11 protein-coding genes are annotated in these 13,124 nt (G+C 52.1%); 2 read left to right on the top strand and 9 right to left on the bottom strand.

Annotated features, from left to right (window positions below; translation table 11 throughout):
- Nucleotides 1-193: 193 nt before the first annotated feature.
- Complete coding sequence (locus EDM54_RS04800; RefSeq protein ID WP_170208404.1) at nt 194-1,618, top strand: HAMP domain-containing methyl-accepting chemotaxis protein; 1,425 nt, start codon at nt 194-196, stop codon at nt 1,616-1,618.
- A gap of 90 nt (nt 1,619-1,708) precedes the next feature.
- On the opposite strand, the gene EDM54_RS04795 is transcribed toward EDM54_RS04800, so the two are convergent.
- The 7 genes from EDM54_RS04795 to EDM54_RS04765 all read right to left on the bottom strand — a co-directional run bounded on the left by EDM54_RS04795 (nt 1,709) and on the right by EDM54_RS04765 (nt 10,517).
- Nucleotides 1,709-2,929: a S1C family serine protease gene (locus EDM54_RS04795; RefSeq protein ID WP_003388812.1), complete on the bottom strand. Its 1,221-nt coding sequence runs from the start codon at nt 2,927-2,929 to the stop codon at nt 1,709-1,711.
- Nucleotides 2,930-3,085: 156 nt separating this feature from the next.
- Nucleotides 3,086-3,874 (bottom strand): MBL fold metallo-hydrolase, encoded by a 789-nt coding sequence (locus tag EDM54_RS04790; RefSeq protein ID WP_122957863.1) that lies wholly within the window; start codon nt 3,872-3,874, stop codon nt 3,086-3,088.
- Nucleotides 3,875-4,091: 217 nt separating this feature from the next.
- Nucleotides 4,092-4,877, bottom strand: a complete 786-nt coding sequence (locus EDM54_RS04785; RefSeq protein ID WP_003388815.1) for a two-component system regulatory protein YycI — start codon at nt 4,875-4,877, stop codon at nt 4,092-4,094.
- Nucleotides 4,864-6,243 carry a YycH family regulatory protein gene (locus EDM54_RS04780; protein ID WP_122957862.1) on the bottom strand — a complete coding sequence of 460 codons (1,380 nt, stop codon included), beginning with the start codon at nt 6,241-6,243 and terminating at the stop codon, nt 4,864-4,866. Before EDM54_RS04780 ends, EDM54_RS04785 begins: the two co-directional genes overlap by 14 nt.
- Entirely contained in the window at nt 6,240-8,087 is a 1,848-nt protein-coding gene (walK, locus tag EDM54_RS04775) for a cell wall metabolism sensor histidine kinase WalK (RefSeq protein ID WP_174768867.1), read from the bottom strand. Before walK ends, EDM54_RS04780 begins: the two co-directional genes overlap by 4 nt.
- The gene (gene yycF / locus EDM54_RS04770; protein ID WP_003388820.1) at nt 8,084-8,791 is read right to left on the bottom strand and encodes a response regulator YycF; all 708 of its coding nucleotides are present in this window, start codon (nt 8,789-8,791) and stop codon (nt 8,084-8,086) included. The genes walK and yycF overlap by 4 nt, the downstream gene beginning before the upstream one ends.
- A 229-nt stretch (nt 8,792-9,020) precedes the next feature.
- A complete protein-coding gene (locus tag EDM54_RS04765) occupies nt 9,021-10,517 on the bottom strand; it encodes a M23 family metallopeptidase (protein WP_003388821.1) in 1,497 nt (498 codons plus the stop codon).
- 270 nt (nt 10,518-10,787) lie between these two features.
- On the opposite strand from EDM54_RS04765, the gene EDM54_RS04760 reads away from it, so the two are divergent.
- Nucleotides 10,788-11,156, top strand: a complete 369-nt coding sequence (locus EDM54_RS04760) for a hypothetical protein (RefSeq protein WP_003388822.1) — start codon at nt 10,788-10,790, stop codon at nt 11,154-11,156.
- Between the two features lie 96 nt (nt 11,157-11,252).
- On the opposite strand, the gene EDM54_RS04755 is transcribed toward EDM54_RS04760, so the two are convergent.
- Both EDM54_RS04755 and EDM54_RS04750 read right to left on the bottom strand, forming a co-directional pair.
- Nucleotides 11,253-11,456 (bottom strand): hypothetical protein, encoded by a 204-nt coding sequence (locus EDM54_RS04755; RefSeq protein ID WP_003388823.1) that lies wholly within the window; start codon nt 11,454-11,456, stop codon nt 11,253-11,255.
- A 235-nt stretch (nt 11,457-11,691) separates the two neighbouring features.
- The gene (locus EDM54_RS04750; protein ID WP_003388824.1) at nt 11,692-12,978 is read right to left on the bottom strand and encodes an adenylosuccinate synthase; all 1,287 of its coding nucleotides are present in this window, start codon (nt 12,976-12,978) and stop codon (nt 11,692-11,694) included.
- Nucleotides 12,979-13,124: the final 146 nt, after the last annotated feature.

Raw genomic sequence — 13,124 nt, 5'->3', positions numbered from 1 at the left:
CTCTCCTGTATGTTGACGTCCCGTCACAGAGTTTCTCCTTATCCCGTTTGATCTCATTGTACACGATGCCGCAGCACTTACCTAATCCTTTGTAAAAGTAAAAATCGGCGACATCTCATCCAAGCATGTTTCAATCCCGTTATCCAGTGGGTACTTACTATGTATGACACCGCAGATGGAGAGGGGAACAACGATGACCATACGGAAAAAGGTTTTAGTCGGTTTTATCGTGCTATTATGTTTATTGCTGCTCGCTTCCACAATATCGTTATTTCTGATGGGGAAAATCGGAAATAAGGCAGAAGAGATAAATACAAACTGGATGCCAAGCGTTTTGGTGCTCGGCGATCTGGATGAAGACATCACCAACCTGCCGATGATTATCTCACAGATCGGCCTTGAAACCGATCTCGATAAAATCAATGCCCTTGAAGTACAGGTAAACAATGCTCTGAAGGACATCGAGCAAAAACGGGCGGAATACGAAAAGCTCATTTCTTCCGATGAAGAAAAAGAAATCTACAGCAGTTTTTCAACCCACTGGGAAGCCTATGCCCAGCAAATTCCGGCCGTACTGCAAGTAGCCAGAAACACGGATACCGCAAAAACCGTAGCGGCCATTAACCGCACGCAAGCTCAATGGACTGATGCGAAAAAGGTTATCTCATCGCTCGTCGAATTAAACGGAAATGGTGCCAATGCAGCGACATCGAATGCTGTCTCGCTCAATAACACCGGATTTATTACGGTGATCGCGATCAGCGTGATTGCAATCGTCATCGGCATTCTCCTGATCCTCATCATTATGCGTGACATTCAAAAGGTCACGCAGCAGATCCAGCAATCCTCCGAGAGCGTTGCCAGCTCCTCGGAAGAAATCTCGGCGAGCGTCGAAGAAATCGCTTCCGGCAGCCAATTCCAGGCCAGCACCGTAACGAATGTCTCGGAAATGATCGAGCAGATGAATCAGGCAATTACCCAGGTTGCCGTAAACATCGAGCAGACCAATGAGTTCGTCAACAAAACGGTCGATGTCGCGCACAGCGGCGTACAGATGATGGCAAACTCTATCGAGGGCATGAAAGACATCACGCTCAAGGTAGACGAGCTGCTGGCGAACTCCCAAAAGATCGACAGCATCATCAGCTCGATCCAGGATATCGCCAACCAAACCAACCTGCTGGCCCTTAACGCTTCGATCGAGGCGGCACGGGCCGGCGAGCACGGCCGCGGCTTTGCCGTCGTAGCCAGTGAAGTAGGCAAACTGGCTAAGCAAAGCAGTATCGCCACGAAAGAAATCATCGAACTGATCGGCCAAATGCAGACGAGCACACAAAAAACAGTCGATACGGTCAACAACGGCAGCGCCCTCGTATCGCAAGCGTATCAATCCTTTGATGAAATCGTCAGCTACGTAAGAGAGACGTCGACCCGGATTGCGGAAATAGCCGCGAGCTGCGAGGAGCAAAGCGCCCAGACCTCGGAAGTTCTCAAGGCCGCGCAAAACATCGCGGCCGTGACCGAGGAAACGTCAGCAAGCACCGAAGAAACCTCCAATGCCGTCGTTGATCTGGCTAGAATGGCGGAAAACCTCAATCAGCTTGTTGTCAAAATTTAAGCCGAAACAAAAAACGGAGGTCCCGCAAAGGGTGCCTCCGTCTTTCATTTGCTTTTGCTCTTGCCAGTATGGATAACCGGTGTTCCCGCTTTAATTGCTGGAAGGTTGATTTTCCAGTGTCACCGTCGTGGTTTTCATAAATCCATCGCGGTAGAAGGTAACTTCCATTTTTTCTCCCGGCTTTTTGTTCAGCGTCAAGTATTTGCGCAATTGCGCGCCGTTGTCGATGTCTTTGCCATCCAGCTTGACGATGACGTCGTATTGCCTCAGATCAGCCTTGCCCGCTGGCGAAAATCTGCCCGGCTGTTTGCTGATCACGACGCCCGCTTTCACATCGTTTGGCAGGTTCAGCGTCTCTTTCCAGTGGTAGCGCGGCACACTGGTCAAATTGTACGGCTCGATGCCCAGATAAGCCCGTTTCAGCTCTCCATACTGCATCAGGTCGCCGACGATTTTTTTCACGTCGTTGATCGGAATGGCAAAGCCGAGCCCTTCCACACCTGTCTTGGAGATTTTCATCGTATTGATGCCGATTACCTGTCCCTTGATATTGACCAGAGCGCCCCCGCTATTCCCCGGGTTGATCGCCGCATCCGTTTGCAGCACGTCCAGCTCCCAGTCATCCTGGCCGTCTTCGTTGATATCCACCGGCATCGAACGATTCAGCGAGCTGATGATCCCTTGCGTTACCGTACGGGAAAATTCCAGTCCGAGCGGGTTGCCGATGGCGATCGCCGGCTCTCCTACCTTCAGCGTACCGGAGTCGCCCAGCTCGGCTACCTTTTTCACCTTGCTGCCGTCGATTTCCAGAACGGCCAGATCGGTAAACGGATCGGCTCCCAGTACTTTGGCGTCGACAGTGTCGCCGTTTGGCAGTGCTACCTGGATCTTGCTTCCTCCGGAAATAACGTGATTATTGGTAATAATGTGCGCTTTGCCGTTTTTGTTTTCAAAGATGACGCCAGAACCCTCGCCGCGCTGAACCTGTTCTTCATTAAACCAGTTCACGACCCGGCGCGTATTGATGATCCCCACGACCGCATCTTCCGTTTTTTCCACCGCATCCACCGTAGCCGAAGTAACCTCGACCGATACAGGCTGGGCGAACAGATTGGCGGCCGGATTGCTCATAGCGTTGGCCGTACCTGGCTCTACCATGGAAATGTATCCTGATTTGGAGAGAGACGGCAGCATCAAGAGAACTACCATCCCTCCAATCACCGCGGAAGTAATGGAGGTCATCACCAAGCGCCCGATTCCATTCGAACGCTTTTTCCGTTCCACTTGTGCCATGTCATCGTAAAAACCCATGGTTCACGCTCTCCTTTCTCTATTACCTAGCTTTGCAGATTTTGCTATCGCGTATACCATTTCACACCTTCAGTATACGACCTGTTTTCGGCAAAATGGCGTGAGAATTATGGAAAGGTTGTGGAACTGGCGGCAGGAAATCCATACGGGTGCCGTCTATAAAAACTCCAGCTTGGTCGGGCGGTCCGGGTACGTTTCCCGCAGATGGACGTCATCTCCGACCTTGAGACCGCTCTCCTCCAAAATCCCTTTTACGGTCAGACGCGCCAGATCGATCATGTTATTCTCTTTGCTCAGATGCGCGAGGTATACCCTCTCGGCCCGTCCGCCTAAAACGTCAATCATCGCTTCGCCAGCCGCTTCGTTCGACAGATGGCCGACGTCGCTCAAAATACGCCGCTTAATGCTCCACGGATACTGCGACATGCGAAGCAATTCGACATCGTGATTGGATTCAAACACATAGGCATCCGCACCGCGAATCGTCTCCTTGATCCGGTCGCTGACGTAGCCGAGGTCGGTCGCCACACTCAGCTTCTTGTTATTGTGGTAAAAGCAAAAGCCCATCGGCTCGACGGCGTCGTGAGAAATGCCAAAAGACTCGATTCCCAAATCCTCCAGCTCTTTTTTCTCGCCTACCTCAAACAGCTGCTTCTGGTCCTCCCGAATCGTACCGATCTGGCCATCCAATTCAGACCACGTTTTTTGATTGGCATAAATTCGGAGATTGTACCTGCGGGCCATGACGCCAATTCCTTTAATATGGTCGACGTGCTCGTGCGTTACCAAAATGGCGCTCAGCTCTGTCGGGTCCACGCCGATCTCGCGCAGAGCCGCCTCTGCCTGTTTGCCGGTAATCCCCACATCGATCAACACCGAGATGCGATCCGTTGCCACGTAGATCGCATTGCCGGTACTCCCGCTTGCCAATACACTAAATCTCACTACAAATCCCTCTTCTCTCGCTTGCACGCACACAAGGGAGCCGCAGTGGAGCAGTTTTGTCCCTTCCATCTCCCCACACCGCGGCCGTGTACCTGCTTCCCTTGCAAAATGTTGTCTATATCTAACATGCTGTCTATAGCTGTGAAACTGCTGCCCTTTTAACGATGGCTTTTCGGTCTGTCTTCCAACACCTGCTTGTCCGCTACTTTCGCCATCCCTATTTCCCCGGGAAATAATTCGTGACCAAAGGGCGTTCCTGGGCTCCTGTAAATCCGTTGACAAAATGCTGCTTCCCATCGTGAATGATCCGCCATACCGGAGCCAGCCCCTGAATTTCCGCGTCATAGGAACCGTAGTAGCCCAGCGTTACATTTTCGATACGCTCGCCCGGATGGATCACCTGTTTTTCTACAAGCGAACGGATCGCTTTATATGCAGAAATGATCGGGCGGCTCGTACCCTGGCTGCGTATATTCAGATAGGTTTGCCGATACCCGAGAATCGAGCCATCGGCCAAGTAGACTTCGAGCGGCGCGATGAATATCGGCACCTTATCGTACACCTGCCAATACAAAAGCCTTCCCTGATTCGATTGGTACAGGTCAGCCGTGTACTGATCGGAATACATCATGCGCGGTCCGATTTGGCGCAAAAGCTCGTTGGGGGTGATCTGGCCATTTATGGCGATCGGCGGCTTCAGTCTGGCCGCCAGGGCCATTTTTTCCAAGGTAGCGTCAATGCCTGCCATCCCCTGCAGCTCCAACGCTCCGATCCCCACATACTCTGCATTGAGATAGGTCATGTCCGGCGTGTCCGATGGCACCTCTGCGTCAAGTGTGACGTTGTGCTGTCTGAGATAGTCATCCATTTCCCACTTTTCGCTCTGGGACGCCTCGGGATTTTGCCAGTAGCCGCCCCTCGTCGCGTACACTTGATAGCCGAGAAACACGTCCAGCAGGAGAAAGGCCCAGATCAAGATCGTTTTCGTTTTACTCCAATCCATGCTCCGGCCCTCCTCCCCGATTCAATTGGGCAGGAATGTACAGGTTGGGATAATTGTTCACTTCCACTACCCAGATCGGGATCAGCTCCACATAATCCTCGTGTGTAACCGTCTGATACGACAGATATGCGTTTCTGATCTGCTCTGTATTCGCCAATCCCTTTTCGCGGATATATTGAAACAATTCCGGTCCCGACATTGCCGTCCACCCTTTGTTCTGGATGTAGCGGTCCAGATCGATCAGCGAACGGTCCATCGTCACTACCTGGCCCGCCTCCATCGTCACCCGGATGGTGTCGATCGGATAGCCTTCCTTGCTGTAGAGCGGATACGCTCCGACGTACTGGCGGAAGGTAACAACATCTTTGTCGTTATAGCTTTTTCTGATTGTCTCGAAATGAAAATCATCCGTCCATCCCAAATGTTTGTTAATAAATGAAATGGCTGCCTTTACCTTCTCCTCATCCGTCAGCTCCGGTGCGACTGACAGGATGGCCGGGTCCGTAAACGTAATGGCCTGCTGATCCGAACGCAACTGGATGGAGCGGCTGCCATCGGTGTAGATGATCGTCTTGTCCCGCTCCACGATTTGGCGGACCAGTGTCCGATCGAGAAAATACGCATCCAGTAGCTGATCGTTGTCGATCGTCCGGAATGTAAAGCGAAAGGCCTGCATTTTCACCGGGTTTTTCGGCAAATAGTAAATCGTCCCTGCCGCCCTCCCCTGCTCTATGATCGGGGGGACAGGATTCGGCTTGACGACCTTCATGATTTGTTCCGGCATCAGGTTGCCCGTCGGCAGATAAGACTGCCGCAAATCCTTTGGACTGATCGAGGTACGGCTGCGAAGCACCATTTCCTCGCCGGAGAGGATAAACAAGGCATAGACCACGTCTTCCTCTTCCTCGTAATAAAGCACCAGGCGGTCGATTCCCTTTCCTTTGTCGCTGACCTCATCGCGAAATGTCACAAGCCGTCCAACGACAGAAAGAGGGACGCTGTTGCGAAAGCGTATTTCAATTCCTTGCTTCTCCCGGGAGATTTTCTCCCACTTCTCAATCGGCAAGGAAAATGGCGCGAAATCGAGGAAGATCCATTTCTTCATCTCTTCTTTGACGATGCGATACTGGCCGTCTGTCGCCGTGGCCTTTGTATGCCGGTCCTCCCCGTAGTGAAAGATGACCGATTCCGGTGCGATCAAGTCCTCCAGTTGCCTTTCCTGTACCGGCTTTGATTCCTTGTACTGAGCAGGCTCGATCAGTTGAAATTGGGGCTGGTTTGTCCACAAAAGCGCGGTCAACAGAAAGCTGGACAGAACCAGCAAGGTGAGCAGCAAGGTTTTGGCCGGCTCCTTCCACCGTATCATCCCGCCGTCCCTCCTTTTGCAAATGGCACCCAAAAGGTGACCGTCGTGCCCACATTCAATTCGCTGGAGATCTCGATTTCCGCGCCGTGAGCCTGTACCAATTCCCGGGCGATGGCGAGGCCGAGACCGGTTCCGCCTTGCCCGCGCGAACGAGCCTTGTCCACCCGGTAAAAGCGTTCAAAGATGCGCTTTAAATCCCGGCTGGGAATCCCGATCCCGGTATCGGAAATGGAGATGTGGAGACGCTTTTGGTGCCGGTTGACCTGTGCCATGAGGACGACCGTGCCTCCCTCGGGCGTATACTTGACTGCATTGGACAGCAGATTGTCCAGCACCTGGTTGATCGCATCCTTGTCCACGTATATAGGAGGCAGATTTTCCGGCACCTCCAGCTTTAGCTGGACGCCCTGCTGTTCCCCGAACATGGAAAAGCGGTCTGCCGCATAACGAAGCAGCTGATCGGCGTCTACCTCTTTGTAGTGGAGGTGAATGCCCTGCGAGTCAAAACGGGACAGCTGAAGCAGGTCGTTTACGAGACGGATCATCCGCTCTGTCTCTGACATGGTCACCTTTAAAAAGCGGTTGGACAGCTCCGGTTCCTCTACTGCGCCGTCCAACAGCGCTTCCACATAGCTTTTGATCGTCGTCAACGGCGTCCGCAGCTCATGCGATACGTTGGCGACGAACTCCTTGCGCTGCTGGTCCAGCCGCTGCTGCTCCGTCACGTCCTGCAGCACCGTAATAATGCCGCCCCGCTTCCCGCTGTCATGCTGAAGCGGTGTAAATGTCACACGAAGGATCAGGACTTCGCGGTTCGGCAGCAGCATTTCAATAATCAACGGCTCCACCTGCGAATACAGCGGCATTTCTTCCTCCGGCGGCAGCTTCAAGAGATCGTACAGCGTCAATCCTTTGGCCATGCAGTCGTCCATGGTGACCTGCAGCATCTCTTCCGCCGACCGGTTCATCAAAATGATCTGACCGTTGCGGTTGGAGGCGACTACCCCATCAGACATGTTGCGCAGGATACCGGCCAGCTTCTCCCGCTCTTCCTCCTGCTGCATGATCGCCTCTTGCAGCCTGAAAGTCATATGGTTGAAGGCCATTCCGAGCTGTCCAATTTCATCATCACTATACACACGTACATTTCTATTAAAATCTCCATCGGCAACCGCCCGGGCCTGACGAGTCATTTCCTTCACCGGCGTCGTAATCGTCCGGGCCAGCACGACACCCAAGGCTGCGGTGAAAAGCAGTGCGATCATCGTCCCGGAAGCGAGAATCCCGTTCATCTTGCGGATCGTCGTATAGGTCGCCTCCATGGAAGCAGCCATGTATACTGCCCCGTAGACAATGTTGTCTCCTTTCACCGGCAGCACGAGCACCTTGACCCGATCGCCTGTCCGCGGATCGATCCGGGTCGACTCGCTGCGTGTCCCCAAAAGCGCAATCGTTACCTCTGGCTGAGTGTTTCGCTGCCCGATCGTACGCTTGTCTTCCGTCGTGCTGATAACCGTCCCGTTCGAGTCGATGACGCGGACATTGGCCCCGTTCAGCTTCACCAGATGGGTGATCAGATTGTCGATTCCCTGCCTGACCTCATCCTGGCTTTGCTCCTTGCCTTCGTTTGGCCGCAGGTATCCTTGGGAAAGCGTCGCCAAAAGGCTCGCCTGCGCATTCAACGTCTCCGAGAAGTTATTGATGTAGTAGCTTTCCACTTCCCGGGCAAAGTACGCCCCGATAAACTGCATCGCCATCAGGATCAGGAGCATGTAAATGACGACCATTTTCCACTGGACCGTCTTGAACAGGCGAAACAGACGAAAAAGGCGAAACGGACTCATCCGGGAGTTCCTCCCGCTCCCGGATTACGCATGGTATAGCCAAGTCCGCGCCTCGTGATGATATACTTCGGCTGGCTCGGATCGTCTTCGATTTTTTCACGCAACCGGCGGATCGTCACATCGACTGTCCGCACATCCCCGAAGTAATCAAATCCCCAGACGGATTGGAGCAGATGCTCCCTCGTCATGACCTGTCCCTGGTGGCGAGCCAGATAGACAAGCAGCTCAAATTCCCGATGGGTCAGCTCAAGCTGTTCCCCGATCTTCTCGACGGTATAGGAATTCAGATCGATCTCCAGTTCATGAATCCGCAGCAGATGATTGTCCTGCTCTTCGCTCTTGGGCTGCTGGCGGCGGAGCTGCGCTTTGACTCTGGCCACCAGCTCCCGTGCGCTGAATGGCTTGGTCACGTAATCATCCGCACCCAGCTCCAGGCCGAGCACCTTGTCCACCTCGGAATCCTTGGCCGTCAGCATGATGATCGGCACATCGCAGCTTTTCCGAACGGAGCGGCAGACATCCATGCCATCCCGGCCCGGAAGCATCACATCCAATAAAATAAGGTCCGGTTTTTCATTCTGCACGAGAAGAAGAGCTTCCTCTCCGTCATAGGCGCAGACTACCTGGTACCCTTCCTTTTCAAAGGTAAACTTCAAGATATCGGCAATTGGTTTTTCATCGTCCACAACCAGGAGTTTTGCCATAGCGCTCTCCCCCTTCTGTACGTAATGGATTCCACGAAACGTCCGTGTTTTCCTCCACATCTGATGCTTGGTAATGTTTCCTTCCAGCTGTCACATGCTCTTATTGTATCAGACAGCCGCCTTGGACGCTTCCCTCGATCCAATAGGAAAAGGGCCCCCTCATTTGAGAGAACCCTTTATTGTAAGAATCAAAGAAAATCATTATTTTGATTTTCCTATACTTTCCTGCTTATTTTAGGAAACGAACCGGGTTTTGCAGTCGTCCATTTTGTATAACCTCAAAATGCAGGTGGACACCGGTAGAGTCTCCGGTAGAACCCATGACCCCAATTGCTTTTCCTTGGGAGACGACATCTCCTACTTTGACGCTGATGGAGCGAAGATGCCCATAACGGGTCTTCATGCCGTTTCCATGGTCGATCAAAATGGAATTTCCGTAATCGCCATCCCATCCAGCTTGTACGACGCGGCCGTTGTCGGCAGCACGAACAGATCCGGAACCGGCAATGTCGATTCCTTTGTGCAAACGGCCCCAGCGCATGCCAAAACCGCTGCTGATAGAGCCTCTGGCCGGCCACGAAAGACGGCCTGTCCCGCGAGACGGAATGACTTTGGTTCCGCGCTCGACGATTTTGACCAGCGGCTGGTCAATGACTTGCTGATCCAGGATGCTTTTGTCGACAACTTGTCCATTTTCTTTCACAACGAGATAACGGACGGTTTTGCTGCCCTCTTTTCCTTCCTGGACAACCTTAGTTTCGCCTTTTGGCAGCTTGTCGTTATTCCTTACCTGCGTGGCAAACGGAATGGTTTCTTTTTGACTGACCTCTTCCTTCACCTGTACAGTCACCAACGGGCGAAGCGCCGTTACATTAATCTTTTGTCCCAATTGCAGCAATGTATTTTCCGTTATGCCAGGGTTATTGGCATAAATATCTTTCGACGTAATGCCGTACTTTTTGGCGATGCAGCCTACGCAGTCGCCCTCGACTACGGTATGGGTTACTTGCTTGAACGTACCCTTGGCCAAGAGTTCCTCCAGCTTGTCCACCGGAAGAACCTGAGCAGCGGTTACCGAATCGCTTTCCAGCTTCACGTCTTCCTTGATCGACACTTGCACCGCAGGAGGAGCTTTCGGCTGGTCTATGGATGCGGCTGCTACCGCCTGTTTCTTCACGTTGTTTGCGGGTATTCCGGAGAACTTCTCCTTCACAGATTCCAACGCTTTCTCGGCTGCCTCTGCATTCTCGGCATAACCGACCACTTTTCCGTCAACGACCAATTTGACAGCCTCTACCTTGATGTCGGCAATATCCGACAGAGCTTTGATGGCTGCCTCGTTATCGTAGTGTCCCTTATACAGTTTTTCTTCAGTAAATGTGATATAGTCGGACAACGTCAGGTTCAAGCCGTGCTTTGCCTTTTCCTCGTCCAGCTTGGCCTTTGTCCACGAATGGACAACCTCCGGATTGTTGACGACACCAATCTCCTGTCCATTCACTGCTACATGATAAATCGAAATAATGTTGCTCTTGTAATAGAAGTAGGCGGATGCCCCGATTGCTGTTGTGAGTACGAGTCCTGCTGTGATCGTTGCCGTTTGCTTTTTGTGAGTGCGGACAAACGTGCTTGCTCTCTCGACCGCCCGCTGTGTAGCTCGGCTGCTATTCTCGACGATGTGCTTCGTCTTGTTTTGCAGCTTGGCCATCCATTCGGCCCATTGCATACCTTGTCCCTCCTGAAAACAGATACATCTCCTTCATGAACGTAACTATTTTGAATTTTTTTGCGATATGTACTAGGTCTAATAACCCGGATATTCAGTTTCAATTATCTGCCAAATTGCCTAAAGAAACCAACTATGTCGACTTTACCACAAAAATAACGACAACATCAAGTGTAAAATGCTGTCGAATGGATTTTTGGTTTCTTGCTCATAATAGGTACACCATATTTGACGGTTATTAACAAAAGGGTACGAGAGGAGCGGCAGGCAGTGAAGGAACGCAACATTTTGGCTGGTTTTAAAACGATTGAAGCGGCAGAGAAAGCGGCACAATCCCTTCGTCAGGCAGGCTTTGAAACCATTCAGATCGCCCATATTGGACAATACCCGGGCGACGGACTGGAAGAGATCACAAATCCGATTACAAGCGATTTCCCCAGCCTGGCCACACTGACCCAGGCCGGTGACTTTCCGAATGGCCGGGATGCCAGCGTCCTGGCAGCCGCAGGTCCGGATGCCAGCGGGATGGCTGATCGCGGAGTAGAAAACATCGGAAACATTCTACTGACAGCAGTCGTACCGGAAGAACGAGGCGATGAAGCCGTACAGATCATCGAATCGTTCGGAGGCACCATCTAAACGATTGCTTCCTGCAGGCAGCAGCAAAGGAAACCAAACACAACAACAGAGCCACCTCCCCTCTTTCGGGACAGGTGGCTATATGCCGTTACACATCTACACCTCTACCATCGACGTGATGTCTTTGACCGCCAAACGGCGAATCGTCGTTTTTTGGTCGTCCCGCTGTTTGTACGTGGTAATAAAACAAAGATAGCCGTTGTTAAAATGAGTCATGGTTCCTTTGATGACGACGCCGTTAAACATCTTAACCTGAACATTCTTGCCCAGAAGCTTCATCGCCTTCTGATCAAATCCCATCATCGTGACCACCTCATTTTTCCTTGATATGCCTTACCATATGCCCAGAAGTCTGCTTTTCGTGTCTGTCCTTGCAAAAAAAGAAGAAGCCCTGTCGTCCATTTTTGCTTCCTGATCGTTTTCGACCACTGCCATGCAGCGCCGCAACGTGCGCCGGGAGAGGTGCATCCTTCCTACTTTCAATAAAAAAGCTGCCGAACCAGGTTCGACAGCTTTTTCGCATAGAGCCAATTGTTTATCCGTAGATACCGCGAACAACCACGGTTTGTTCGCGATCCGGTCCAACCGAGAAGATGGAGAGCGGAATGCCGGTCAGTTGCGTGATGCGCTCGATGTAGTGACGTGCGTTTTCAGGCAGCTCGTGCAGGCTGCGAACGCCAGTGATGTCTTCCTTCCAGCCTGGGAGCTCCTCGTATACCGGCTCGCACTTGGCGAGCTGGTTCAGATTCGCCGGGAAGGACTCGATCACTTCGCCGTTGTATTTGTAGGCTGTGCAAATGCGCAGCGTGTCAATGCCGCTCAGCGTGTCCAGCTTGGTGATCGCCAGTCCCGTAATGCCGCTCACACGGCGTGCATGGCGGACAACTACGCTGTCAAACCAGCCGACACGGCGCGGACGGCCTGTCGTCGTACCGTACTCAAATCCTACTTCGCGGATATGATCGCCTGTCGCATCAGTCAATTCGGTCAGGAACGGACCATCCCCTACGCGAGTGGTGTACGATTTTGCCACACCGATAACCTGGTTGATCTTGGTCGGTCCTACACCGGAACCGATAGTGACCCCACCGGCAATCGGGTTGGAAGAAGTCACGAACGGATACGTACCTTGATCGATGTCCAGCAGAACGCCTTGGGCGCCTTCAAACAGCACGCGGCTGCCCTGATCGATGGCATCGTTCAAGACGACAGACGTATCGGTGACATAAGGGCGAATGATCTCGGCATAGCCCAGGTATTCTTCCAGCACTTCGTTCAGTTCAAAGCCGCTGGTATTGTACATTTTCTCCAGCAGAAGATTTTTCTCAGCGAGGTTGCGCTCAAGCTTGCGGGCGAACTCTTCTTTGTCCATCAGATCGGCAATGCGAATACCGATACGGGCAGCTTTGTCCATATAAGCCGGTCCGATCCCTTTGCGGGTCGTACCGATCTTGTTTGCGCCGCGGCTGTCTTCTTCCACAGCATCCAGCTTGATGTGGTAAGGCAGGATCACGTGCGCGCGATCGCTGATTTTCAAGTTGTGCGTCTTGAAACCAAAGCTGTGAATGTAATCCAGCTCCGCTACCAGCGCTTTCGGATCGATAACCATGCCGTTGCCGATGACGCAAGTTTTATCTGTATAAAAAATTCCGGATGGAATCAAGTGCAGCTTGTATTTGTTGCCACCAAAAATAATCGTGTGTCCAGCATTGTTGCCACCCTGATATCTGGCCACCACTTCGGCGCTTTCCGCCAGATAATCGGTAATTTTCCCTTTACCTTCATCGCCCCATTGGGTTCCGACGACAACTACAGTCGACATCGAAAAACACCTCCTGATTTCATCATTGCCTTACTGGGCCTGAAACAATCTAAGTGTACTAAACGATTTTGTTGCTGTCAATGAAAATACGAACGTTAACAATTTAGAAAGTTTATACGTTCGGTATTGTAGAGTAGAGAACTGAA

The organism is Brevibacillus borstelensis, assembly GCF_003710865.1.
GTDB classification, from domain to species: Bacteria; Bacillota; Bacilli; order Brevibacillales; family Brevibacillaceae; genus Brevibacillus; species Brevibacillus borstelensis.
Note: the sequence above shows the minus strand (reverse complement) of the source record. Positions and strands in the feature narration are given on the sequence as shown.